The organism is Psychrobacter sp. LFX-11D (assembly GCF_904846475.1).
GTDB classification, from domain to species: Bacteria; Pseudomonadota; Gammaproteobacteria; order Pseudomonadales; family Moraxellaceae; genus Psychrobacter; species Psychrobacter cryohalolentis.
In genome coordinates this window covers 188,863-214,945 of the sequence record NZ_CAJHAV010000001.1, presented here as the reverse complement: position 1 = coordinate 214,945, position 26,083 = coordinate 188,863, and the positions used below count along the sequence as shown (strand labels likewise).

Genomic DNA, 26,083 nt, shown 5'->3' with positions numbered 1-26,083 from the left:
ATTATCAATTAATAAAATTTGGCAAAGTCATTTTTACCCTTTAAGTATTAACAGCTACCAAACACCATAGCGAGGTGACTTCCGCATTACGCGCTGCAAATAGTGGATCAGTATCGTCTTGGCTTCGACCGTGTTTAGGTTGGGTATCGAGACGGTATTTTACTTCTAAACCAGCATTAGCAAACCAGCCCAATAATTCATCGCGGCTGCGCAACTGCAAATGTTCTGCCAAATCTGACAGAATCAACCAGACCTCTCCTTGCTCAGCTAAATGTTGCTTTGCGCCTTGCAAAAACCCACGTAACATCGTGCTATTGGCATCATAGACGGCGAATTCTAAGGGCGAGGTTGGCTTGGCAGGCAACCAAGGTGGATTACAGACCAGCAAATTAGCCAATGGCGCATCAGTCGGATACAAGTCCGCTTGCTGCAATTGCACTGCAGGTAAATCTAAACGTGTAAGGTTGTCACTAGCGCAGGCTAATGCACGCGGATTTAAGTCCGTCGCAATCACTTGCTTCACACCGCGCTGCGCCAGAATAATAGCAAGCAAACCGGTTCCGGTACCGATATCAAAGGCGACATCATAAACGGCTGGCAACGGTGCATCGAGCAACAACTGTACATACTCATGACGAGTCGGTGCAAAGACGCCATAATGTGGGAAAATTGATAAACCCAAATTTTCGATTGCCACACCTTTTACGCGCCACCCTGTCGCACCTAAGGCACCTTGCAGGTCACGAAATGAAATTAGACATGACTCATTCAACTCACCAAAAGCAGCGGTACAAGCAGCACCGACATCAGGGGCGCGGCGTAACTGGCTGACATAACCGGCATCAAGCTCTAATAATAAACGGCTTAATAGGCGCGAACGCTGAGATTGGACTTGGCGTTGCTGATGAAAAAGATTAGGGATGTCTTTAGAGGATACTGAAGCCTCATCTGTAGATTTAGCGGACTTAGCGGATTTGTTGGTCGCTTTGTTAATTTTGCGCTGCTCAGAACGCTCATTCGCACGGTCAATGCGTCGAGTGATGGCTTGCAGCAGTTGCCTTGCATTATTAAAGTCACCGCGCCACAGCATTGACGTTCCAGCACAAGCCAAGCGATAAGCCTCATCGGCTGTCGTTTTGTCGTCGACCACAACAATACGTGCAGGCGGCACATGATTGCTTTGAGACAACCAGCGAGCCTGACGTAAGGTTTCATTTTCGTGCCATTGCACGTACTGTATTTCTGTTGCTAACACGCGACCTACCTTTCAGATATGAATGATGTATTTTTTATAACGCAAAGATATTTCTGCATTATATATTGCGCTAAGCGCTCTTTTTCTTGACTAAATAACGATAGGTTGGCGCATCGTTTAGCGTTTCTTGATGGACAAGGGTATGTCCCAAGTGCCGGCAGAAATTAGGAATGTCACGCGTAGTGGCAGGATCAGTGGCTAATATCTCAATCACATCGCCGCCATCCGCTTTACGAATCGTCTTATGTAGCATCATGACCGGCTCAGGACAAATCAGTCCTTGGGTATCTAGATGATGGTGAATAGTCGTGTCTAATATTGAAGTCGTCATATTTTGTTATATAAACCTAATAGATAAGTTTGGTAGCTGAATACTTGTTTTCTAATGATTTTATAAAGGCCTATTTTCTGCGTCAATAGCGATAATATCTTTATTGTTTTCAGTGCTGTTATTATTCTCAGGTAAGTCGGATAGGGCTAAGAAATTAAAGAAGCGCTTAAAGCTCACCTTAAATAAAAAAGCCACACCGAGCCACGATGCCAATCCTAACCAAGCCGTATCGGCAAATAACAGTCCGCCGATCAGGATAATACTTGAGACACCAATGGTCATGATAACCATCGAGGTTTGATTGAGACGATAGCGATAGATGATAAAGGCATTATATAGCGTCAATGGAATAGTCAGTGCCACCAAAGCATAAGGTAAGTTGTAGAATAGTTGATACAGGAGCTGATTGTCATGAAAAGCTTTGATACTAGCAATGGTGCCAAAAACCATAAAAGCGATAATAGCGGCATAAATGAGATAGACGGCTATTTGGTTGACACGTTGGGCGCCTTTGATACGCGCAATAGCAAGCGGTGCAAAACCATGTCGCGAGCTATTGTGCAAAGAATTGTGCAAAGAGTGGTCTGAGACAGAGGTCATAATAATCAGTCATTTATTCGTTTGGATTGAGGAGGTACAGTTAATTCACTTTTAAAAGGGTACAGAACTAATGGGGTTAATTATTCGCAGCCTCTGTCTGCGTAGGCACAGCAAGCAAGGAAAATTAACCCCAGTAGTGATTGATAACATTTGTATTTCTTTTATGTAGAACGGACTATATCAGGTATTGATGGGACATTAAAAAGAAAGCTAATGCTCAATTAATCTGCTTTGATGGCGTCGATGGCGATACTGCTATGAGGATCAGCAAAGTAGGTCGACATTAAAATACAGGCAGAGATATCATCAATCGGAGCGCGCTCATGTTTAATCCAGCCATTTTCCCATGCTATCTCACGCGCGGCGACCGATGTTAGGCGCTCATCGCATAGAGATACGATGACAGGTAAATGCTGCTCCATGATTCTATGTGCCAGACGACGGGCAAATTTATGTGCGCGTTTTGACAGCATAGAGCTGCTACCGTCCATATTTAACGGCAGTCCGACTACTACCTTTGCCACGCCCCAAACCTTGATAATACCGAGTAGATTATCCCAATCAGGTTGCCCATTATTCATCGCTAAAATATCAAAGGCACGCGCCGTTTCTGTCAAGCTATTACCGAGTGCCATGCCCATTTTTTTAACCCCATAATCTAAGGCTAAGATAAGGTGTGGCTTAATCGCTGGCTCAGCAACGCTAGTGTCAGTACTGTCTTTTATAAGAGTGCTATCTACCATAATAAGGGGTGTTTCCTATTTTTAGTTCTGTATTCGTTCAGCGTATGAAATTAAGCATGACCGATGTCACTGCTTAAATAATCAAAATTAACCCCAATCTTATCAGCGGCCATTTGCCACCGTTCCTCAAAAGGCGTATCAAACAATAAGTTTAAATCAGCAGGGCATACCAGCCAATCGCCGTTGGCAAGCTCACGATCGAGCTGTTTTTTACCCCAGCTGGCATGACCTAAACAGAGCTGATAATGACCAACGCCTTGACCGGCTGCAATACGTTTGAGGATATCTTGGCTGGTAGTGATGCAGACATTTTCTGAGATGGCAAATGAGGATGCCCATTCTGGCTGCCCTGTATGCAGTACAAAGCCAACCTCAGGGTACATAGGTCCACCTTCTAATGCCAGATCTTCCATCACCTGTGCGTTTGTAACCTCAATATCCAGATCTTCTAGCAGTTTTCCCACGCGTGCCTGCTCTAATGGACGATTGACCATCAGACCGAGGGCACCGTGTTTATCATGACGACAGATATAAATCAGCGCCTGCTCAAACCGTGGGTCTGACAGTTCAGGCGCCGCGATTAAAAAATGATGGGTCAAATTGGCTTTGGACATAGAGACAAATGCAACCTACTAATAAAGGTAAAATAACAGAGCTGACACCACTATATGGCGATAATGAATAAAAAATCAACTAAAGCAAGGATTTAGCCGTCAGAAGGTGTTTATGGTGGTCAATCAATGATCATTTAACATCGCTCAATAGACTGCGCGCATGGTCACGAGTGACATCGGTGATAATAACACCACCAGACATACGTGCCAGCTCATCTACTTGCGCACTCTCGGTTAAGATGACAAGCTCACTTTCAGTTTGCTCGTCATGGTGTTTTTGTACCAAGATATGCTGATGCGCTTGCGCAGCGACTTGGGCTTGGTGGGTAATGGCGAGTAATTGCTGCGTTTGCCCAAGGGCGCGCAACAGCTCACCCACCACTTGTGCCGTACCACCACTGATACCAACATCGACTTCGTCAAAGACTAGCATAGGTTTTGCCGCATTATTATCTGCATTGGTCGCTTGCAAGACCTGCATCACTAGCGCCATACGTGATAGCTCACCGCCTGAAGCGATTTTGTGTAGCGGCTGCATCGGCATACCGACGTTGGCGCTGAATAATAAGTCTATATCATAACAGCCTTGTCCATTATATTGGCTGACATCGGTCTTTTTGGTAAAAACGAATTCACAACGTGCATTAGGTAGGGCAAGCGGCTGTAGTTGCTTAATCAGCTGTTTACTGACAATCGGGGCAGCTTTAGCGCGTTTTTTATTTAGCTCAGTTGCTAGTGCTATATACTCTTGCCATGCTTGCTCAATTTGTGCCGCCATTGCATCACTGCTTGGCTCGTTTTCTAATTGTTCTAATTGCGCTTCCCAGCCTTTTGCTTCATGAATCAAGTCGCTAGCTGGCAAGTTATGCTTACGTGATAGGCGATGACCTAAACTGATTAAACTGTCTAATGACTGCAAACGCTCAGGGTCAGGCAATTGCTGCTCAGCATAATCTGATAGCAATCCTGTCACTTCAGTGATTTGCTGCTGCGCCAAATGCAGCTGTTCTGAGGCTTGCTCAAAGGTTTGGCTCACGCTCATTTGATTGTCACATAGTTTAATTGCTTGCCCGAGCAAGGTCATTACATCGGGCTCATCGGTATCATTATCGAGTAAATGCAAGCCATGACTGGCCTCAATCATTAGTGCTTCAATATTAGATAATTCTTCGTGTTCTGCTTCTACTTCTGCATAATCAACGACCAATAACGGTGCGATATCTGCTAACTGGCTTTGCAACAGTTGAATACGATCTTGGCGCTGAGCTTCACGGCTAGCGAGATCGTCAGCGCGGCGTTTAAGTTGCTGATAAGTTTGATAGCTACTTGAGGTCTGCGTAGCAAGAGAAGTTATCTGTGCCATTTCATCTAGCCATTGCACTACAAATTGTGGCTTGAGTAGCGCCTGCTGAGCATGTTGACTATGAATATTGACCAGCAATGCACCCAAACTCTTAAGCTCAGCCAAACTGACAGGTGTGCCATTTAACCATGCTTTTGAGCGCCCTGTATTACTAAGTTGTCGACGAATCAATACATCTGGCTCTTCTAAAGCCCGCTCATTTTTGGCAAACCATTCAGCAATGATACTATTGTTTTCTACATCAAATTGCGCGTAGATATCCGCGTGCGCCGCGCCATGCCGGACCATTGCACTGTCTGCGCGCTCGCCGATACATAAAGACAGCGCATCGAGTAATAGTGATTTGCCAGCGCCTGTTTCACCAGTGATGACATTGAAGCCTTCAGCCACACTCAGCTCATGCTGAGCAATTAACGCAAACTGATTTAAAGTTAATGATACTAGCATCAACGCCTCTCATGACAGACAACAAACCTCAAATACGATGTAATGTCGTACAAGGAGGTTATCTCTACAATAGGTTAAATAAAGGAATGAATCGGTTCAGTTCATACTGCAACATAGATAAATGCAATTGGCAAATAGTATGGTGGCAAATAATCTTAAATACAAATATTAAAGGTAATCAATAACATCACTTAAAGCCATCATAATAAGCGGAACTTTCTTGCCGCTGTAACAAACTTTATAGATATAATGTGGTAGCATAATCTCACATAATGATAAACTCTTACCACCAGATTTTCGTGCATTCTACGACAGAGCAGTTAGCTTGTAGAACATGATACAAACCTGTGTGTCAGTAACTATCAGTAATAAATGGTTATTTTTAAACCTATAAGATAAATCAATTCTATAATCAGCGCACAGCAAAGTAAAAATGATTTAGAGTCGATGGTAAAAGGTAGATATAACAACGCTTATCTAAGCATTTGCTTATCTACACATTCAATTTGGTTTTTTAGTTGGCAATAATTATTTGATAAGGAAGCCACTATGACAGCGGCGCAATTTACTAATGTAACAGTCAATGCTCAAGCCACGATATCCTATGATGGTCGTTGCTCAAGCCATACCATTATGTTTGAGGACGGTCGTCATAAAACATTAGGTGTTATCTTGCCTTGTGATAATTTGGTCGAGCATTATCACTTTAGTACCAATACATCTGAACGTATTGAAATCACTAGCGGTGAGTGTGAAGTCAAAATAAATGGGGAAGAGGAGTTCAGCTACTACCGCGCAGGACAGTCATTCGTGGTTGAAGGTAATAGTGGTTTCAATTTACGCACAGAAGAGATTGTCCAGTATATCTGCCACTTAGAAGGCTAATATGCTTCAAAGTGCGCTTAGATAATTGATAACGCCAAAAAGCCAATGATTCCAAAGAAATAAATCTTATCAGGTTTATTTCTTTTTTTTGCTGACATTATTTAGATGAAGCTGGTCATTAATTGCTACAATTACACATCTCTATTTTTATTGCATGTTTTTTATAACACTGTGCAATACCCACTTTATAATCAATAGGCCTATTATGGCAAAACCTACCTATTTTTATGGCATTCATGCCATTGATGCTTTGCTCGAATACCGTCCTCTTGATGGACTGAGCTTATTTGTACAGCAAGGGCGCGAGACTGACAGTCATGTACAGGCTATTATGGCGCAAGCACGTGATAATGGCATCAGTATTCAACCAACGCAAAAAGACAAACTTACTCAGCTGTGTGGTAGCCCGCAACATCAAGGCGTAGTGCTGAACGCCCGTCCATTAGGCTTCGCTGATGAAGGTTTGCTAGATACGCTTGCTGGTCGAGATGATTGTTTGTTACTGGTACTAGACCAAATTACGGACGCCCATAATTTTGGCGCTTGTTTGCGTACAGCAGTAGCCATGGGTGTCGATGCAGTCATTTGTCCGAAACATCATGCAGCTAGCTTGACGCCAACGGTTGCTAAAGTATCTGTCGGTGCAGCTGAAATGATGCCTATTGTTAGCGTGACCAATCTAGCACGCACGCTGACAAAAATTAAAAATGCCGGCGTTTTTGTGTTTGGTACCGCTCTTAATGCCGATGCCAAACCAATCCATGCTGCAGATCTGACTGGTAAGACGGCTATTATCATGGGTTCAGAAGGTGAGGGGATGCGTCGCCTGACAACAGAAAGCTGCGATGAGCTGGTTTATATTCCGATGTCAGGCAACGAGCATGGCAACTTACAAAGCTTAAATGTCAGTGTGGCGACAGGTATGGCTTTGTATGAGATTAATCGGCAGCGAACTTTAGCTGCTGGGCAAGTTTAAGATAGTCTTGATGGAGCGGCTCTAATTGTACATATAGCGCCGCAAGATCACTCTCATTTAATACCACATCATCCGCATGACGATTGCGCTCTTCACGGCTTAGCTGATTGACCATAATGGCTTTAATTTTTTGCACACTTAGCGCATCACGTTGACTGGCTCGTGCAAGTTGGGTATTTTCTGTGGCATCCATCACCAAAATACGTTGACATAAATTGGCAAGCCCAGCTTCTGCCGCTTCAATCAATAACGGCGCTGACAACACCACATACGGCGAGGTACTCTCTGCCAATTGCTTTTTTGCAGCTTCGCGTATCGCGGGATGGGTAATCGCTTCAAGCTCAATTAGGGCATCAGGGTAAGTAAACACATGGGTCCGTACAGCGGCGCGATCCATATCACCATTGGCGTTTAGCACCCAATCACCAAATTTCCTCTGGATTTTGCGCAACGTTGAGCTGCCTTTGACCACTACTTGATGTGCAATGACATCTGCATCAATAATATCGATTCCCTGCTGTGCGAACCAGTCGCTGGCGGCTGATTTGCCACTGCCGATACCACCCGTTAAACCCACTACCAATATTTTACTTTTATGCTCAGGCGTTTGCGGCTGATGCGAATAAGGTGAAGGTGCTGCTGCGTATTTTGACATAATGATGACTTATCTGACTGATAGAAGGATAATGACTGTAATCAATGAAAGGTTAAACATAACTATCGGGAAATGGCTATTGCTTAAGTATACATACCTAAATACCAATTAACGATATCTGAGCCGTATAACAATGCCACAATACCGGCAATAGCAATATAAGGACCAAAGGCAAAAGGCTTGCTCTCACCTTGTTTTTTCATCAAGATAAGCCCAACGATAGAGCCTAGCAATGATGATAATAAAATAATCAAGGGTAACATCATAGGTCCAAGCCACGCACCCAGTACTGCCAATAATTTAAAGTCGCCTTGTCCCATGCCATGCTTTTTGGTGATTAAATAAAATATCTTGACCACTACCCATAACGATAAAAATCCCAATAACAAGCCCCATATCGACTGAGTAGGGGGCACAAACCAACCTTGTGAATTGACCGCCAATCCTAGCCCTGCTAATGGAAAAGTTAAGCGGTCAGGCAATAACTGTGTATCAAAGTCGATACCAGTTAAGGCGATCAGTGTCCAGACTAAAACTAATGCCGATAGCCCTACCATGCCAACGCCAAAATGATAAATGACTAGTACAGATAGCAGAGCAGTGACTAGCTCAACGATAGGATATCGAAGCCCGATAGCCGCTTTGCAATCTGAGCAACGTCCGCGTAGTAATATCCAGCTGATTAAAGGTATGTTTTCACACCACTTAATTTTGTGGGCACAGTGCGGGCAGCGCGATGCTGGTTTACTTAAGGTAATAGGTGTATCAGTGGCAACAATATTAACTAGTGGCATCGTATGCTCACGCGGCATATCTGCTTGCTCATACATAAACTGGCTACACTCTTGTCGCCAAGCCGATACCATCATCAGCGGAGTGCGATGAATTACCACGTTTAAGAAGCTACCGACGCACAGCCCTAGTAGACCAAATACGACTAAAGCGATTGTCATGTTCTCTTGTAATAACTGTATAAATTGCATGAACGAACTACCCTTTAATTAGCTTTTAGCCTACCACTGAGCCCATCTGGAAGATTGGCAAGTACATGGCAATGACCAAGCCACCGACTAATACGCCAAGTACCGCCATAATAAGCGGCTCCATCAAGCTGGTCAAACCATCAACAGCGTTATCAACTTCGTTTTCATAATAGACTGCTACTTTATCGAGCATCTCTTCTAAGCTACCAGATTCTTCGCCGATACCTACCATTTGAATAGCAAGACTTGGAAATAAATTGGTTGAACGTATCGAGAACTGTAATTGTTGTCCCGTAGAGACGTCATTTTTGATTTGTTGAATAGCGTTATAAAATACGACATTATTTGCTGCACCGGCAGTAGAGTCTAGCGCATCAATAAGCGGTACGCCGGCAGCAAAAGTCGTGGACAGCGTACGAGCAAAACGCGCAATCACTGCTTGGTAAGCGATATTGCCAAATATTGGGGCTTTTAATACCGCACGGTCTAGGACATCACGAAATTTCTTTGAACGCTTCTTAGCTTCTGAAAAGCCAATAATTGCGCCACCAATAAATACAATTAAGATGAACCACCATGCTTGCATCCACTCAGACATACCTACGACCATTTGGGTAAAAGCAGGTAATTCTGCACCAAAAGAGCCAAATAAATCAGCAAACACTGGAACGACTTTAACAAGCAGAATAATGGTGACAATAATAGCAACTACAACGACCGCGATAGGATATTTCATGGCTTTTTTAATCTTAGCTTTTAACAGCTCGCTTTTCTCTTTATAAGTCGCAACTCGCTCTAGCATGGTTTCTAACGCACCTGACTGCTCGCCAGAATCAACAAGCGAGCAAAAAAGATCGTCAAAATAGCGGGGATGGCGACGTAATGCCGATGCAAAAGTACCACCAGCTTCGATATCGGCTTTAATTTGTAACACCAAGTCTTTCATACTCGGATTATCTAGAGAGTCCGCGACAATCTCAAAGGATTGAGTCAATGGCACCCCAGCTTTCATCATGGTTGCCAATTGACGTGCAAAAATAGCAATATCGATAGGCTTGATAGACTTTTTAAAGGTGTATAAGGGTTTTGGCTTTTTCTTGATACCTTTAACCGTAATACCTTGTTTGCGCAACGTGGCTTTGGCAAGCTCTAAGCTACGACTGGTCGTCTCACCTTTTACCTTTTGCCCGCGACGGTTGACGCCATCATATACAAAGTCTAACAGCATGTCGGTCTTAGCTTTTGCCATGTCCGTTCCTTGAAAAAATGGTCTGATATAGTCCAATATAGATAATGCCTGCTATAAAACGTAGTTAACCCATTGTTTTAAGCGGATATACTTTATTTTAGCGCAAAAAACCAGTGTTTATCTGTTTTATTTTTCCTACTGGCTATTATTGTTTAATAGTAATTAAACAACAAGTTTTACGGACATAATGAAATTTACTCAGAGCAATATCTGTACCAAACTTTTCAGCCAAATATGCTATTCAGAAGTTACGCGCATCATTTCTTGAATACTGGTGACACCTTGTAAAACCTTTAAAACACCAGAGCGACGTAAGTCTCTAAAACCGTTTTTTAGCGCCGCATCTTTGATGTCTATCGCGTTACCATCTTCCATGATAATACGTGAAATATCTGGAGTGACTTTCATCACCTCATAAATGCCCACACGTCCTTTGTAGCCTTCACGGCACTCATTACAACCGACTGGTTCGTAGATGACATTGTCTGTATTGTCCAAATCTGCATCTGTAAAACCAAGCTCAAGCAGACTTTGACGTGGGATACTAATGGGTTTTTTACAGTTTTTACATAAGCGTCGTGCCAATCGTTGGGCAATGACCAAGTTCACGGAAGTGGCAATATTAAAGGAAGCGACACCCATATTGCGTAGTCGCGTCAATGTTTCGGGCGCTGAATTGGTATGTAAGGTTGAAAGTACCATGTGCCCTGTCTGTGCTGCTTTAATCGCAATTTCAGCGGTTTCAAGATCACGAATTTCACCAACCATCACAATATCAGGGTCTTGGCGTAAAAAAGACTTCAGAGCGGTGGAGAAAGTCAGTCCCACTTTTGGATTGACGTTGACCTGATTAATACCTTCAAGGTTAATTTCGACAGGATCTTCAGCAGTCGAAATATTGGTCGAACCAGTGTTCAAGATATTAATACCAGTATAGAGTGAGACGGTTTTACCAGAACCAGTGGGACCGGTAATTAAGAGCATGCCTTGCGGTTTATGTAACGCCTCCAAGAACATATCTTGTTGGTCGGGCTCATAGCCCAACGCTTCAATACCAAGCATGGCTGATGAGGGATCTAGAATACGCAAAACCAGTTTTTCACCAAACAAGGTAGGTAGGCAGCTTACCCGAAAGTCGATGGCCTTATCTTTAGATATCTTAAGCTTAATACGACCATCTTGTGGCACCCGGCGCTCTGAGATATCCATTTGTGACATCACTTTTAAACGCGCAGCAATTTTCCCCGCGAGTTGTACGGGCGGGTTGGCCATTTTTTGCATCACACCGTCGACTCGAAAGCGCACTCGATAGCTTTTTTCATAGGGCTCAAAATGTAAGTCGGACGCCCCCATACGAATGGCATCTACTAGCATTTTATTAACAAACTTGACGACCGGTGCTTCCTCGACGCTATCAGAGATTTTGGTCTCGCCATCATCTTCTTCTTGACTCTCATCAAAGCCAATATGCAAATCACTATTAGAAAAGCTATCAAAATTTTGCATGCTATCAGCATAGAAGCTTTCAATACGCCTTTTAAGCTTATCTTCTTCGACTACAACGGTTTCAATTGACAAGCGAGAGTTAAAGGCAATCGCATCAATCGCATCGATACGGGTCGGATCGCTCAGTGCCACAAATAAGCGCTGCCCACGCTTAAACATCGGTAAGGCATTAAACTTACGGACGATTTTTTCGTCGACCAAGTCTTTTGGGATGACCTCTGAGCTGAGCGCATCGAGATCAAATAAAGGATCGCCGAATGCTTGCGATAGCATTTGAGCCAATTGATAGGCATTGGCAAGCTTATGCTCTACCAGATAAGAGACCAGTCCTACTTGCTGCTGCTGCGAATCAGTCTGCGCCGCTTTCATATGCGCTTCGCTTACGATACCTTCGCTAATCAGCTGCTGTGCTAAGCCACCGTATTTACTGGTTGTGATAGACATTAAGACTTCTCCTTGCTCGACATCTGGTAGGCGATATATTTACCTAAATAGCAGGCTATTCACCATGTTTTACTTATTGCCATTTTATCGTTGATAGTTGAGCTAATTATTAAAATAGTTATTTTAAATACGGGTTTGAGATAAAAAAATCGATTGTCTGCACTTTATCCTATATTGAGAAAATCATATAGGGATTTGCGTGAGCGCAAAGGTTTTATAGAGTGTAAGGCTCGATTGGCTCATCAAAAATAATTATTTAGCAATAGTTACTAAAGCAACGGTTGAAAGGTCAGTTTTGATTTGGGGCGCACTATACTATAGCACTTGTGAAATATTTGTTATACTTGCGCGCATATTAGCCATATTGGCAGCCATATATAAGACAAGGTAGAGAAGAATGCAAGCTTGGGTAATTGGAAATTGGAAGCAGAATCCAGCAACGAGCCATGACGTAAACGCACTACTGGACGACTTATGCGCTGCTATTAGTACAACCAAGCAAATGAGCCACGATAACTCCGCGCGTTGTCAAATAATGGTAGCACCAAGCTTGATACATTTAGCAGCAGTGAATGGTCGCCTAAAAGACACCTCAATACTGTGTGCAGCTCAAGACGTTAGTGGGCATAGTGCCAGTGTTGGTGCCTATACAGGTGAATGTTCAGCGCAGCAGATAGTCGATGCTGGAGCGACTTGGACAATCCTTGGTCACTCAGAGCGCCGTCAGTATCATCAAGAATCTAACGATGCTTTATTGCAAAAAATGATTCACGCATTGTCACAAGATTTAGGCGTGGTATTTTGCATTGGTGAAAGCCAAGCGCAATATGATACTAAGCAAACTCTTAAAGTCATTGATAATCAGTTAGCGGTTATCAAAGAATTCATTGCACAGCAGCCAGAACTTATTGAGGCATTACCGACTCGTCTCATTATTGCTTATGAGCCAGTATGGGCAATAGGTACAGGTAAAGTGCCAACAGTAGCAGAAGTCAGCGCCACTCATAAGCATATCAAGCGAACGTTGGCAGGATTTGCCGACTCATTGTCTAACATGACGGTTTTGTATGGCGGTAGTGTCAATGCTGATAATGCCAATAGCTTTGCTGCTGATCCTATGATTGATGGCGCTTTAGTTGGCGGTGCTTCATTGAAAGCTGACAGCTTTCTGACGATTGCCACCGCTTTTAGCCAAGCCAGTATCTAGTAGATTCTTGATAGATATGATAGAAACGTGAGTCTTTATCGTAATTGTTATTCACAAAATGTCTTTATCAGTTGGCAAAAGTGGGTTTAACAGTGCCCTTGCAATCGTGTACAATACGCCCTATTTATATCATCGATATGGCAACATTTACCGCCAATCTTTATCACTATTACACCATACGATTTGTTTTTCGTTATCAGTCGTCATTACGCGGCAAAAGAGGCCACCATGTTTACGTTTATATTAGCCCTGCATATTATCGTGGCGATTGCCATGATTGGCTTGATTTTGATACAGCATGGTAAAGGGGCAGATGCAGGGGCTTCTTTTGGTGCCGGCTCATCAGGTACAGTATTTGGTGCAGCGGGCACTGCCAACTTCTTAACACGCGCGACAGCCGTATTGACCGCCATCTTTTTTATCACGAGTATGACCCTTGCGGTCCATGCTCGTAAGCAGGCAGAAGATCAGTTTCGTCTAGATGCACCGGTTTCAGCACCACAAACACCGCGGCCTTTGACACAAAATCCTCAGTAGCTGCTGTTACTCTACTTTTTTAAGTAGGCAGCCCTTGCTATTTGAAAGCGTTACATTTACAATGCTTTTTCTGTTTTTACAAGTCTTAGACCTTTGATGCTTACCTTACGCGTCAACTATAATGGGTATTGAGAATATAGAGAGAACAGTTAGAGTAATGCGATTGTGGTGGAATTGGTAGACACGCCATCTTGAGGGGGTGGTGGCGCAAGCTGTGGGGGTTCAAGTCCCCCCAATCGCACCAAGTTTTAAAGTTGTATCGTATTAAGTGAGTCGTTCATAAATAGCTAAGATTTTTAATTTAAATTATTTTTAAATAAAGATTGACACTACTATAAAACCTCCCTATAATACGCGTTCTAGATTGATGCGGGGTGGAGCAGTCTGGTAGCTCGTCGGGCTCATAACCCGAAGGTCGTTGGTTCAAATCCAGCCCCCGCTACCACTTTTTATACTGATGTTTTGCACACTAAATTTGTCAGTAACAATTAGCCCACCATTATGCTTGTGGGTTTTTTTGTATCTGGCGGTCTGTGTAATCGCGATATCTATCCTACTTATGCTAAGCTCTATGTCTATAGAGTGCGATACCATTTATAGAAGCTTGTCATCACATGTCATTCATGGCGCGATGATACTTAAGCACACTATCTTTTATTCCTCACTCTTTTATCGATAGTACTGCTTTATAAGTAATAAAAGCATAGCGCGGCTGAGCTTGATATTTGTTAAGCTTACCCTGATATAAATACCCGGTAGATATCATTTGTGTTTATGCTTTAAGCATAAGACAAGCACTGTGGTTTAAATAACGATAGGTTCTTATTAAATAATGGTGAAGAAAAACTTCAGCAGGATTTATTAAGTAAGATAGATAAGTGAATAGGAAAATATAAATAGATTATGAAGCTTTCGACCAAAGTTACAGAATTGACTAATATCATTGCCCCTGCCGTCGCGGCTTGCGATGTGGCACTATGGGGTATCGAGTTTGCACCGCAAGGTAATCGCTCTTTGTTACGCATTTATATTGAGGCATTGCCAGAAGAGCAAGCTCAAAATAAACAAGTAACGATTGAAAACTGTGCAGCAGTGAATCACCAAGTGAGCGGTATTCTTGAAGTTCATGACCCGATTTCCGGTGAGTTTATTTTAGAAGTCTCTTCACCTGGTTTTGACCGTGCGTTCTTTTCAGATGAGCAAATGCATGCTTATGTCGGTCAGACAGTGAGCTTGCGTTTGATACAAGCGATTGGTGAAGGTGATAAAAAACGCCGTAAAGCAACTGGTACTTTAAACAGTATCGATGCCACCTCTTTAAAGCTGACTGCCACTGATGGTGATCAGTTTGAGATTGCATTGAGCAATATTGATAAAGCCAATTTAATTTATGAAGATGCTTAATCTATTCGCTATTAGACCTTTTAGTGTATAAACGCAGTTAGTCTAATAGCTTAGATGACTGATGGTGAAAATATAGAGTAAGTCAAAAATTATAAAATTTAAGTCAATTAAAAAATGATAGGACAGGCATAGTATGAGTCGTGAAATCTTAACGGTAGTAGAAACTGTCAGTAACGAGAAGGGCTTAAATCCTGAAGATATCTTTGAAGCAATCGAAGATGCTTTGGTCGTCTCGACTAAGAAAAAAGTATATACCGATCAGCCGGAAGTAGAAGTGCGGGTCTCAATTGACCGTACAACAGGCGATTATGATACTTATCGTTATTGGACAGTGGTTGCAGATGAAGACCATGAAATGCCTGCTTGTCAGCTTGCGATTACTGACCTTGATCAAGAAGAATGGTCAATCGGTGATATTAAAGAAGAGCAAATTGAGTCAATCGAGTTTGGTCGTATTGCTGCCACTCAAGCCAAACAAGTTATCATCCAAAAGATTCGTGAAGCTGAGCGTAATTTAGTAGCAGATGCTTTTGAGCCACGTGTTGGCGAGATGATGTATGGCGAAGTCAAAAAACAAACCCGTGATGGTTACATCATTGACTTAGGTGATAATGCTGAGGGTTATCTGTCACGTGATCAGATGCTACCACGTGAGCAATTGCGCGCAAAATCGCGTATCAATGCCATCTTATATCATGTAAACCGTGAAAACCGTGGCGCTCAGTTGCTTCTATCACGTACTCATCCTGAAATGCTCTCGGCATTGATGCAAAAAGAAGTGCCTGAGATTGCAGAACAAATTATCGAAATTCGTAACGTCGCGCGCTTACCGGGTACTCGTGCTAAAATAGCGGTGAAAACCAATGATCATCGTATCGATCCGGTTGGTGCTTGTATTGGTATGCGTGGTACACGTATCCAAGCAGTACAGCAAGAGCTTGATGGCGAGCGTATTGATGTAGTGGTTTGGTCAGATGATCCTGCCCAATTTATCATCAGCGCTTTAGAGCCTGCAGACGTAAGCAGTATCATCTTAGATGAAGATACGCAAACGGCTGATATTATCTTTAGTACCAATGATCAGCTAGCACGTGCGATTGGCTCACAAGGTCAAAACGTACGCTTAGCTTCTGAGCTGACCGGCTATAAGCTAAATATGATGCTAGAAGAAGAGTATCAGCAGCGTCAAGCAAACGAATCTAAAGCATTCATCGAACTATTCTATGAACGCCTAGAAGTGGATAAAGACTTAGCACAAGCGCTTGTCGATATTGGTTTTACCAGTATTGAAGAAGTGGCTTATGTACCTGTCGAAACCTTCTACGATATTGAAGGATTAGATGATGAAGCGATTGATATGATCCAAGAGCGTGCGAAAGAAGTCGTTATCGCAGACGAATTGGTCAAACAACAGAACATGAAAGAGCCAAGTCAGGAACTACAAGATCTTGAAGGAATGACGGTCAGCTGGGCTTATAAAATGGCTCAAAAGGACATCATTACGGTTGATGACTTAGCAGAACAAGCCGTTTTCGACTTAGAAGATATCGAAGACTTAGATACTGAAACCGCAGGAAAACTCATCATGAAAGCTCGGGAATCTTGGTTCAATGAATAAGCGGTAACTGCATATCGCTGTCTTTTGGTGATATGCTATCGATAATAAAGTGCTGGTATGAGCAAAATTTATATCAGCCTTACCCCAATCATTTGTAGCCAACAACTGAATTGAACATATAGCAAATAATAGACAGTAGGTGATAATAAATGGCAGATAAGACCGTCAAAGAACTGGCAGATATGGTAAGCAAAACCGCAAGTGCTGTACAACAGCAATTGGTAGATGCTGGACTGCCTGCGCGTGCAGAAGGTGACTTAGTCACCGAGCTTGAGCAGGAAAAGTTGGTGACGTATTTAAAGCAAAGTCATGGTCAGGAAGAAAAGCGTCGCATTAGTCTGAAGTCTAAAACGACTAGTACTGCGCGTGTGACTGGCTCTTCGGGCAAATCTAAGAGCGTCAATGTTGAAGTGCGTAAAAAGAAAGTGTTCGAGAAGCCTGATCCAGAAAAGATGGCTGAAGAATTGGCTGCACGTGAGCAAGCGATGATTGAGTCGCAAGCGCGTGCTGCTAAAGATGCCGAAGACCGTGCTGCTACTAAGAAAAAATCTGAGGAGCGTCAAGCTGCTACTTTAGCTGCGATGCGTGCAAGCCTTGGCTCTAGCAAAAAGTCAGACGACAAGAATGACGATATTTCAACGTCAGTGGTTGTGAAGAAAGGCGGCAAGACTACTGTTGAAGTTAAGCCGAAAGAACAACCTAAGAAGAAAGTTACAGCGACGAAACCAAAAGTTGAGACGGCAGTTGAGCGTAAAGCTCGTGAAGTGCGGGAAAAGGAAGAAGCTCGTTTACGCGAGATCGAAACTGAAACACGCCGTACCCAAGCTGAAGAAGCGCAAAAGCGTACGCTTGAGCAAATGCGTAAAATGGCCGGTCAGTATACTGATCAGCCCGCAAGTGAAGTTCGTAAAGATGAGCCATTGGCAGAAGGTTTGGTCGGTGACGCATTAGAAGAATCGTTTGAGAAAGAACGTCGTGAAATTAAGCGTGGCACCAGTACCACTAGTGCCCGTGGCCGTGGTCGTCGTAAAAATCAAGACGAGCGTGAAATTAAGAACCGCAAAAACGGTCTACGTTCAAGCCAGTCTTCACAGCATAAATTTGAAAAACCTGTCGAAAAAATTGTTTATGATGTAGAAATCAGTGAGCAAATCACGGTTTCTGATCTTGCCCAGCGCATGGCAGTGAAAGCTCGTGAAGTGACTAAGTTACTCATGAAAATGGGTGAAATTGCTCGCGAATCAGACATGATTGATCAAGCAACCGCTAGTCTAATCGTAGAAGAGATGGGTCACAATCCAGTACCCGTCAGTGATACTAAAGTTGAAGACGATCTACAAGATGCTGTTGATGAGCGCAGCAGTAACGTACAAACGCGTCCACCAGTAGTCACTATCATGGGTCACGTTGATCATGGTAAGACGTCATTACTAGATAAAATCCGTGAAACGAAAGTGGCTACGGGCGAAGCAGGCGGTATTACTCAGCATATCGGTGCTTATCATGTGAAAACAGCACGTGGTGTTATTACTTTCCTTGATACTCCAGGTCACGCCGCCTTTAGTGCAATGCGCTCACGTGGTGCTCAAGCGACAGATATCGTTGTATTGGTCGTTGCTGCTGATGACGGCATGATGCCACAAACTGAAGAAGCGATTGATCATGCTCGTGCTGCTGGTACGCCGCTGATTGTTGCTATCAACAAAATGGATAAGCCAAGTGCTGATCCTGATCGTGTTCTAAACGAGTTGACTGCAAAAGAAGTGGTATCGGAAGATTGGGGTGGCGATACTCCTATGGCTCGTATCTCAGCCAAGACAGGTGATGGTATTGATGAGCTGCTAGAGCTTATTAGCTTACAAGCTGAGCTAATGGAATTAGAAGCACCATTAGATGGTCCTGCTCAAGGTGTGGTTATTGAGTCAAGACTCGAAAAAGGTCGTGGTCCTGTCGTTAGTGTCCTTGTCAAAAAAGGTACATTAAAACAAGGCGATTTAGTCTTAGCTGGTGAATATTACGGTAAAGTTCGTGCGATGACTGATGAACATGGTAAACGTATTCAATCAGCTGGACCTTCTATCCCTGTAGAGATATTAGGCTTACCTGAAACGCCAGCAGCTGGTAGTGAATTCTTAGTCTTAACGGACGAGAAAAAAGCCCGTGAAGTCGCAGACTTTAGAACCAACCGTGAGCGCGAGCGTCAGCTTGAGCGTCAAAACGCGATGCGTCTAGAGAGCATGTTTGATCAGATGGAACAGGGTAATGTTTCATACCTAAATATCGTTCTAAAAACCGATGTTCGTGGTTCGCTTGAAGCACTACTTGCCGCATTGAATGAGTTATCGACGGATGAAGTTAAAGTTCGTGTGATCAGCTCAGGCGTTGGTCCTATCTCTGAGTCAGATGTGACGCTAGCAGAATCTAGTGAAGCGGTATTGTTAGGCTTCAACGTTCGTGCAGATGCTACCGCACGTCGTAAATCAGATTCTGCCAACATGGATATTCGCTATTACAGTGTTATTTATGGCTTGATTGATGATGTGAAAGCGGCAATGAGCGGTATGCTTGCGCCAGAACATCGCGAGAAAATCTTAGGTGTTGCAGACGTTCGTGAAGTATTCCGCTCTAGTAAGTTTGGTGCAGCTGCTGGTTGTATGGTGGTTGAAGGTACGATTTATCGCAACAAACCTATCCGTGTATTACGTAATGACCAAGTTATCTTTACTGGTCAATTACAGTCATTACGTCGCTACAAAGAAGACGTTAATGAAGTACGTACGGGCATGGAATGTGGTCTAGCCGTTCGCGGTTACGATGTAGAAGCTGGTGATAAAATTGAAGTCTTTGAGATTCAAGAGTTCGCACGTACTATCTGAAGTCACTGGTAAAATTAGGATGGTGCATCATGCAATCCGCTTTATTAACTGTGCATGGCATGATGGATTAGCTATCTTATAAATATTCAGCTGTACTTAGGCCTAACAGGTACATCCTGCTAGGCCTTTTTTAACAAATATTAGTCGTTAAACTTATTAATAAATGATTATATTGATCAATAAAAACAAGGTAATAACATGAACCAACGTTTACAACGTTTAGCTGATCAGATTCAGCGTGAGCTTGCTGTCCTTATCCGTGACGCGGTCAACGATCCGCGTCTGACAGGTTTTGTCACTATCTCTAGCGTTAAGGTCAGCCCAGATTTGGGCTATGCTGATGTGTATGTGACCATTATGGAGCCTGAGCTCAATGATGCCATGACCATGTCAAATCATGAAGAAAGCATCAAGGTGCTAAACAAAGCGGCAGGCTTCTTGCGTACTGAGCTGAGTCATAGTTTGAAGACTCGCACAACACCGCGTTTGCGCTTTCATTATGATGAAGTGACTGCCCGTGGTAATTACATGATGGATTTAATCAGTAAAGCGGTTATTAAAACTGAAGAAAATGAGTCTGACGAGCAAGAAAACGAAGAGTAGAAGGGTAAAAGTCATTATGTCGATTGTTTCTACAAAAGCCTCTACGCAAGCGGATAAAAAGTCTAGTAATCACCCTAACAAGATTAAAGTTTCTGGTGTGATTTTAGTCGATAAGCCTCAAGGTATGACTTCTCAACAAGTGGTTTCAAAGGTAAAATATTTATTTAAATCGCCTAACCATGACAGCAAGAAAGCAGGTCATACTGGCACACTTGATCCAATGGCAACGGGATTATTGCCTATCTGTTTGGGTGAAGCGACCAAGTTCAGTCACTATCAGCTTGATGCGGATAAATCTTATCAAGCAACCATTCTACTTGGTAGTCAAACTGATACCGGTGATGCCGATGGGCAAGTCACTGCTGAGGCACCGATTCCAGCGTTTGATGATGCACTGTTAGACAAAGTCGCCCAGCAGTTTTTAGGTGCCCAGCAGCAAATTCCACCGATGTATTCTGCCTTAAAAAAAGATGGCAAAAAACTCTATGAATATGCTCGTGCTGGTATAGAAGTAGACCGCCCGCCAAGAGACATTGTCCTTAAAGCCATTGAGTTGAAAGCAATTGATAAGCAGCAAATCCAGTTAACAGTAACTTGTTCAAAAGGCACTTATGTGCGTGTATTGGCAGAAGATATTGCTAAAGCGATGGGTACACTTGGCCATTTGACGGCACTACGCCGTCTACAAGTGGGTGATTTTAAAATCGATGAGACAATTGCGCTTGCAGATTTAGAAGCATTGCCATTAGAACAACGTCAGACATATCTATTGCCAGTAGATGCCTGCATTGATATTAGTGCTGAGCTGTCACTATCGTCAGAGCAGTGCGAGCGCGTACAAATGGGTCAACGCTTGAATGTTATCGATCAGTTGACTGATGATGTGCAAAGTTATATCGCAACAGCTATCGATCAGCATTTAGCTGCTAACAATAACAGCGCTGCTGATAGTCAAAATATAGAAGATACTAACGATGATAACGAGCAGCAATTGGTACATGAAATACCGATAGATATTCGTCTTATGGATGAGCAGGGTGCGTTTATTGGTTTAGGGGCAGTGAGCTTAAATGGTCGATTGCAACCTAAAAAGCTGATTCAGTTGTAATTTCAACATGTAAATCTGGCTAGATTTATAACTTAAAAACTGCAAAACTTACTAAGAGTTCACACAAATCACATATCGTCACATTTTATTGCAGGTTTCACCTATAGTGAAACCTGCTTTTTTTGTATCTTGATTAAGTCAGCTAGGGAAAGCATGACATGGATGAAAAGAATAATAAGAAAGCACAATATAAAATGTGAAAGGGTGATAATAATACAAAATGGATTTACTATAAATTTCGTTGAATAAAATAATAATAATGATAAATTTGAGCAGTAAAACTAAATAAAAATAATAAGACATTAATTCATATAAATTAATTTTTACAATTATAAGAAAATCATTCAGTCATAAATGTAATTTATAAATAATAGGAAGTACTATGAAAACGATTGCTTTTTTACTTCATAACAACTTTGAACAAGTAGAATATGAAGAGGTTAACAGCCAACTAAAAGCCAAAGGTTACAGCACACTTCTAATAACGACCAATAAAGAAAAAGAAGTCCAAGGTATGCATCAAGACGTCAACAAAGGCGATATCTTTACTGCTGACATGTTTGCAAAAGAAGCAAAACCTGCTGAGTATGATGCTTTAGTTTTGCCGGGTGGTACGGTTAATGCTGATACCATGCGTGGTAACGAAGATGCACATAGTATTATTACTGCTATAAATGAAGCTGGTAAACCGCTTGCTGTTATCTGCCATGCGCCTTGGATATTAATCAATACTGGTATAGCTAAGGGTAAAACGTTAACGGCTTATCATACTTTACAATTTGATTTAGAAAATGCTGGGGCAAAATTCGTAGACGAAAGCTTGCAGATAGACGGTAATCTGATTACTTCACGCAACCCAGATGATATTAATAATTTCGTCGCAGCGATTGACAAAGCTTTAACATAAGTTCCAATCGTTTCAACTTAGAGTAATTTTTATTCATTATCTATAAGGATATAACACGATGACACAGCCTAATCCAAACGATACCAAATTTGAGCAACAACGTTCTGATTCTGCCAAAGCAGCACTTAAAAGCCAGACGGAAGATAATCATACAGAAGACACTGAAGCTGCCGCAGAGCGTATTGCTGATAACTTGGAAACGAAGGAAGATAAATAGCTTCTTAAGTATGAATATATGAGTTAAATGTAAATAGGAGTTACTATGAGCAATTCAGTAAAAGATATGGATGAGCAAGAACAAGAGATTAATCAACTTGTAGAAGATATCAATCCTCGTGCTGATAACTCTCCTGATAGTTTAGCAGAAGCTACGACTGTGCCTTTAGCAGACGATGAGCTAGGCGGTACGGCTAGCGAAGAAGATATCCAGAAAAATAAATAAGTCTTAGATTATAAGGCTGGTATCTACATTTCATATTTACTTTTGATTGGTACTAACAATTTCGTCATCTTACTTACCAATAATCAGATATTCTTAAAACCATAACAAAAAACTGCTGTTAGCCCAGCAGTTTTTTGTTATAATTGGCGTCATATTTAAATACGGTTTAGATTATTCTAAATGGTTTTAAATGACAGTTATGACTCATTTCATTGAGCTTGTCGTACACTAGGTCAACTCTAGTAATGCAGGGTTGTCCTGAATGACGTACAGGCTATTTTATTGACTATTCTATTGCTCCTCGATACTTAAACTTTTAAGGTTATCTTGGTGCTCTTAGCATTGCCGGAGAGATTTATGCTAACTAATGCCGATCGCGAACAAATCATTGCTCAATACCAACGTGGTGAAAGTGACACTGGTTCACCAGAAGTTCAAGTAGCTTTGTTAAGTGCTCGCATCAACGATCTACAAAACCATTTTAAAGCACATAAAGCGGATCACCATAGCCGCCGTGGTCTTATCCGTATGGTTAATACCCGTCGTAAACTGCTTGATTACTTAAAAGGTAAAGATCTTGGTCGCTATACCACCCTTATTAGCCAGTTAGGTCTACGTCGTTAATTTGACGACAGTAGTACAAATGGTTGCTAAAACGAGATATGCCTTAACTGGGAAGTATTTTAGATTTTTTGCGCAGCTATTTGGAACTTGCTTGTTGATATCGATAAAATAGATTTTTCTAAAAACGGTGTGGAATAGTTTCACGCCGTTTTTTTATGCTTATCAGTATGGTATGAGTTTAAGTACAGAAACAAAAGCTTATATTTAACTAATTATTAAGAAATAGATAGTAGTGCATTAGGTTGGTCAATGACCATAAATCACTGTAAAATAATGCCTTAGTCGGTTTTTGCACTGTTTATGATAGATAAACATGCATAGGTAAAGTAGTTAAAAGCCTCCATAGATGGAGTGGTTTTGATGCTATAAAAATCCAAATGATCGTTATAGCAAACCGAATTTTAGCAGCAACCAATATGCAGGGCTAAGCGAGCTAGACAAGCCAGTAGCATAAGATAAATATTTGATAATAATAGTTTCGATAGACAGGATTTATAACTGTAAAGACAGTCGATTAGAAGCTATACACAAAGAATTTTAATGACAGATATCAGTGTTTTTTGTGCTGATATTATTTCGTCAGTCAATATTAGGAAAATTATATGACAATGTTTAATACCATTAAGCGCGAATTCCAATACGGTAACCAGCAAGTTGTTATCGAAACAGGACGTATTGCGCGTCAAGCCAACTCGATTTTAGTCCACATGGGCGGCGTTACTGTATTGGTAGCAGCGGTTGTAAAGTCTGATGCTAAAGAAGGTCAAAACTTCTTTCCATTGACCGTAAACTACCAAGAAAAAATGTATGCAGCAGGTAAAATTCCAGGTGCTTACGGCAAACGTGAAGGTCGCGCGAGCGAGTCTGAAACCTTAACCTCGCGTCTGATTGACCGCCCAATCCGTCCACTATTCCCTGAAGGCTATGTAAACGAGATTCAAATCACAGCGACGGTTGTGTCATCTGATAAAACTCAATCAGCGGATATCGCAGCACTAATCGGTGCTTCAGCAGCGTTAGCTATCTCTGATGCCCCGTTCAATGGTCCTGTTGCTGCGGCGCGTGTTGGTTTTATCAATGGCGAATACGTACTGAACCCGACCCTTGAAGAGCTTAAAGAAAGTGATCTTGACTTGGTCGTCGCTGGTACCAAGTCTGCAGTATTGATGGTTGAGTCTGAAGCTGCAGAGCTATCAGAAGATCAAATGCTAGGTGCGGTCTTATACGGTCATCAGCAGCAGCAAATCGTTATCGATAACATTGCCTCAATGGCAGAAGAAATTGGTACTGCTAAGCAACAATATACCGCTCCTGTACGCGATCAAGCATTAGAGACCAGCATGAAAGAGCAGTTCGGTACGCAAGTATCTGACGCTTATACCGTTACTGATAAGCAAGCTCGTTATGCGAAACTTGACGAAATCAAAGACGCTGCAATCGCGGCTCTTGCTGGTGATGCTGAATCAGAAGAGTATAGCAATAATGTTGCTGAGCTTAAAGAAATCTATAACGATCTAAAATATCGTACCGTTCGTGACAATATCTTGTCAGGCAAGCCACGTATTGACGGTCGTGATTTAGAAACCGTTCGTGCCCTTGATGTACAAGTGGGCGTATTACCATTTACTCATGGTTCAGCATTGTTTACACGTGGTGAAACCCAAGCATTGGTAACGACTACCCTTGGTAATACTCGTGACGTCAATATGATTGACTCGCTAGCGGGTACCATTCGTGACCATTTCATGTTGCATTATAACTTCCCACATTTCTCAGTAGGCGAAACAGGTCGTGAAGGCATTCCTAAACGTCGTGAAATCGGTCATGGTCGTCTAGCACGCCGTGGTGTACAAGCGATGCTGCCTGATAGCGATCGCTTCCCATATGTTATCCGTGTGGTTTCTGAGATCACTGAATCAAACGGTTCATCGTCTATGGCTTCTGTTTGCGGCGCAAGCTTGGCATTGATGGACGCTGGTGTGCCAATTAAAGCACCAGTTGCTGGTATCGCTATGGGTCTTGTTAAAGAAGGCGAGCGTTTCGCGGTATTGTCTGACATCTTAGGTGATGAAGATCATCTTGGCGATATGGATTTTAAAGTCGCTGGTTCTAAAGACGGTATTACTGCTCTACAAATGGACATTAAAATCGAAGGTATTACCCCAGATATCATGGAGCAAGCGTTAAAGCAAGCTCATGCTGGTCGTATCCATATCTTAGACGCGATGAACAAAGTATTGCCTGAAAGCCGTACTGAAATCAATGCTCATGCACCTAACTATGCCGTAATTGAGATCAATCCGGATAAAATCCGTGATGTTATCGGTAAAGGCGGCGCAACGATTCGTCAGCTAACGGAAGAAACTGGTGCGGTTATCGACATTGATGATGCTGGTACCATCCGTATCTTTGGTGAAAACAAAGCGGCAACTAAAGCGGCAATTGCTAAAATTGAAGCAATCACAGCAGAAGTTGAAGTAGGTAAAACTTACGAAGGTACGGTTGCTCGTATCGTTGACTTCGGAGCCTTTATTAACGTATTGCCAAATACTGATGGTCTCGTGCATATCTCGCAAATCGCTGATGAGCGCGTAGAAAACGTATCTGACTATCTAAAAGAAGGTCAAATCGTGAAAGTATTGGTTCAAGACGTTGATAATCGTGGTCGTATCAAATTGACTATGAAAGGTATTGAGCAGAGCTAAT

24 protein-coding genes and 2 tRNA genes are annotated in these 26,083 nt (G+C 42.4%); 16 read left to right on the top strand and 10 right to left on the bottom strand.

Going from position 1 to position 26,083, the window contains the following annotated elements; translation table 11 throughout:
- Positions 1 to 40 precede the first annotated feature (40 nt).
- The 6 genes from JMX75_RS00955 to recN form a co-directional block, all read right to left on the bottom strand.
- A complete protein-coding gene (locus JMX75_RS00955) occupies positions 41 to 1,255 on the bottom strand; it encodes a methyltransferase (protein ID WP_201530593.1) in 1,215 nt (404 codons plus the stop codon).
- A 70-nt stretch (positions 1,256 to 1,325) separates the two neighbouring features.
- On the bottom strand, positions 1,326 to 1,586 hold the full coding sequence (tusA, locus tag JMX75_RS00950; protein ID WP_020442453.1) for a sulfurtransferase TusA: 261 nt from the start codon (positions 1,584 to 1,586) through the stop codon (positions 1,326 to 1,328).
- Between the two features lie 60 nt (positions 1,587 to 1,646).
- Positions 1,647 to 2,186, bottom strand: coding sequence for a hypothetical protein (locus JMX75_RS00945; protein ID WP_201530592.1), 540 nt, complete (start codon positions 2,184 to 2,186; stop codon positions 1,647 to 1,649).
- Between the two features lie 221 nt (positions 2,187 to 2,407).
- A complete protein-coding gene (gene ruvX / locus JMX75_RS00940) occupies positions 2,408 to 2,929 on the bottom strand; it encodes a Holliday junction resolvase RuvX (protein WP_020442455.1) in 522 nt (173 codons plus the stop codon).
- 50 nt (positions 2,930 to 2,979) lie between these two features.
- The gene (locus tag JMX75_RS00935) at positions 2,980 to 3,543 is read right to left on the bottom strand and encodes a YqgE/AlgH family protein (RefSeq protein ID WP_201530591.1); all 564 of its coding nucleotides are present in this window, start codon (positions 3,541 to 3,543) and stop codon (positions 2,980 to 2,982) included.
- Positions 3,544 to 3,673: 130 nt separating this feature from the next.
- Complete coding sequence (gene recN / locus JMX75_RS00930; RefSeq protein ID WP_201530590.1) at positions 3,674 to 5,353, bottom strand: DNA repair protein RecN; 1,680 nt, start codon at positions 5,351 to 5,353, stop codon at positions 3,674 to 3,676.
- 549 nt (positions 5,354 to 5,902) lie between these two features.
- On the opposite strand from recN, the gene JMX75_RS00925 reads away from it, so the two are divergent.
- Together JMX75_RS00925 and rlmB are read left to right on the top strand one after the other, a co-directional pair.
- Positions 5,903 to 6,238 (top strand): pyrimidine/purine nucleoside phosphorylase, encoded by a 336-nt coding sequence (locus JMX75_RS00925; RefSeq protein ID WP_201530589.1) that lies wholly within the window; start codon positions 5,903 to 5,905, stop codon positions 6,236 to 6,238.
- 205 nt (positions 6,239 to 6,443) lie between these two features.
- Positions 6,444 to 7,214: a 23S rRNA (guanosine(2251)-2'-O)-methyltransferase RlmB gene (gene rlmB / locus JMX75_RS00920; protein ID WP_201530588.1), complete on the top strand. Its 771-nt coding sequence runs from the start codon at positions 6,444 to 6,446 to the stop codon at positions 7,212 to 7,214.
- Here the strand turns inward: rlmB and coaE are convergent.
- The 4 genes from coaE to pilB form a co-directional block, all read right to left on the bottom strand.
- A complete protein-coding gene (coaE, locus tag JMX75_RS00915) occupies positions 7,177 to 7,869 on the bottom strand; it encodes a dephospho-CoA kinase (RefSeq protein WP_201530587.1) in 693 nt (230 codons plus the stop codon). The genes rlmB and coaE overlap by 38 nt on opposite strands.
- A gap of 83 nt (positions 7,870 to 7,952) precedes the next feature.
- Complete coding sequence (locus tag JMX75_RS00910; RefSeq protein ID WP_201530586.1) at positions 7,953 to 8,852, bottom strand: prepilin peptidase; 900 nt, start codon at positions 8,850 to 8,852, stop codon at positions 7,953 to 7,955.
- Positions 8,853 to 8,877: 25 nt separating this feature from the next.
- Positions 8,878 to 10,101 carry a type II secretion system F family protein gene (locus JMX75_RS00905; protein WP_181209343.1) on the bottom strand — a complete coding sequence of 408 codons (1,224 nt, stop codon included), beginning with the start codon at positions 10,099 to 10,101 and terminating at the stop codon, positions 8,878 to 8,880.
- A 237-nt stretch (positions 10,102 to 10,338) separates the two neighbouring features.
- Positions 10,339 to 12,051 carry a type IV-A pilus assembly ATPase PilB gene (pilB, locus tag JMX75_RS00900; protein ID WP_133103978.1) on the bottom strand — a complete coding sequence of 571 codons (1,713 nt, stop codon included), beginning with the start codon at positions 12,049 to 12,051 and terminating at the stop codon, positions 10,339 to 10,341.
- 397 nt (positions 12,052 to 12,448) lie between these two features.
- Here pilB and tpiA point away from each other — a divergent pair, with 397 nt between their 5' ends.
- The 14 genes from tpiA (at position 12,449) to pnp (ending at position 26,082) form a co-directional block, all read left to right on the top strand.
- Positions 12,449 to 13,258 carry a triose-phosphate isomerase gene (gene tpiA, locus JMX75_RS00895; RefSeq protein ID WP_201530585.1) on the top strand — a complete coding sequence of 270 codons (810 nt, stop codon included), beginning with the start codon at positions 12,449 to 12,451 and terminating at the stop codon, positions 13,256 to 13,258.
- Positions 13,259 to 13,486: 228 nt separating this feature from the next.
- Positions 13,487 to 13,795, top strand: a complete 309-nt coding sequence (gene secG / locus JMX75_RS00890; protein ID WP_011512446.1) for a preprotein translocase subunit SecG — start codon at positions 13,487 to 13,489, stop codon at positions 13,793 to 13,795.
- Positions 13,796 to 13,954: 159 nt separating this feature from the next.
- A tRNA-Leu gene (locus JMX75_RS00885) sits at positions 13,955 to 14,039 on the top strand.
- A 124-nt stretch (positions 14,040 to 14,163) separates the two neighbouring features.
- A tRNA-Met gene (locus tag JMX75_RS00880) sits at positions 14,164 to 14,240 on the top strand.
- A gap of 458 nt (positions 14,241 to 14,698) precedes the next feature.
- Positions 14,699 to 15,199: a ribosome maturation factor RimP gene (gene rimP, locus JMX75_RS00875; protein ID WP_201530584.1), complete on the top strand. Its 501-nt coding sequence runs from the start codon at positions 14,699 to 14,701 to the stop codon at positions 15,197 to 15,199.
- Between the two features lie 133 nt (positions 15,200 to 15,332).
- Positions 15,333 to 16,817 carry a transcription termination factor NusA gene (gene nusA, locus JMX75_RS00870; protein WP_011512448.1) on the top strand — a complete coding sequence of 495 codons (1,485 nt, stop codon included), beginning with the start codon at positions 15,333 to 15,335 and terminating at the stop codon, positions 16,815 to 16,817.
- A 149-nt stretch (positions 16,818 to 16,966) separates the two neighbouring features.
- The gene (gene infB / locus JMX75_RS00865; RefSeq protein WP_201530583.1) at positions 16,967 to 19,693 is read left to right on the top strand and encodes a translation initiation factor IF-2; all 2,727 of its coding nucleotides are present in this window, start codon (positions 16,967 to 16,969) and stop codon (positions 19,691 to 19,693) included.
- Positions 19,694 to 19,891: 198 nt separating this feature from the next.
- Positions 19,892 to 20,296 (top strand): ribosome-binding factor A, encoded by a 405-nt coding sequence (locus JMX75_RS00860; RefSeq protein ID WP_011279383.1) that lies wholly within the window; start codon positions 19,892 to 19,894, stop codon positions 20,294 to 20,296.
- 16 nt (positions 20,297 to 20,312) lie between these two features.
- Positions 20,313 to 21,404: a tRNA pseudouridine(55) synthase TruB gene (truB, locus tag JMX75_RS00855; RefSeq protein ID WP_201530582.1), complete on the top strand. Its 1,092-nt coding sequence runs from the start codon at positions 20,313 to 20,315 to the stop codon at positions 21,402 to 21,404.
- A 382-nt stretch (positions 21,405 to 21,786) separates the two neighbouring features.
- Positions 21,787 to 22,311, top strand: a complete 525-nt coding sequence (locus tag JMX75_RS00850) for a type 1 glutamine amidotransferase domain-containing protein (protein ID WP_201530581.1) — start codon at positions 21,787 to 21,789, stop codon at positions 22,309 to 22,311.
- 58 nt (positions 22,312 to 22,369) lie between these two features.
- Positions 22,370 to 22,528 (top strand): hypothetical protein, encoded by a 159-nt coding sequence (locus JMX75_RS00845; protein WP_188004066.1) that lies wholly within the window; start codon positions 22,370 to 22,372, stop codon positions 22,526 to 22,528.
- Positions 22,529 to 22,573: 45 nt separating this feature from the next.
- Entirely contained in the window at positions 22,574 to 22,753 is a 180-nt protein-coding gene (locus tag JMX75_RS00840; protein ID WP_133103973.1) for a hypothetical protein, read from the top strand.
- Positions 22,754 to 23,110: 357 nt separating this feature from the next.
- The gene (gene rpsO, locus JMX75_RS00835) at positions 23,111 to 23,377 is read left to right on the top strand and encodes a 30S ribosomal protein S15 (RefSeq protein ID WP_011512454.1); all 267 of its coding nucleotides are present in this window, start codon (positions 23,111 to 23,113) and stop codon (positions 23,375 to 23,377) included.
- 602 nt (positions 23,378 to 23,979) lie between these two features.
- The gene (gene pnp, locus JMX75_RS00830; protein WP_201530580.1) at positions 23,980 to 26,082 is read left to right on the top strand and encodes a polyribonucleotide nucleotidyltransferase; all 2,103 of its coding nucleotides are present in this window, start codon (positions 23,980 to 23,982) and stop codon (positions 26,080 to 26,082) included.
- Position 26,083: the final 1 nt, after the last annotated feature.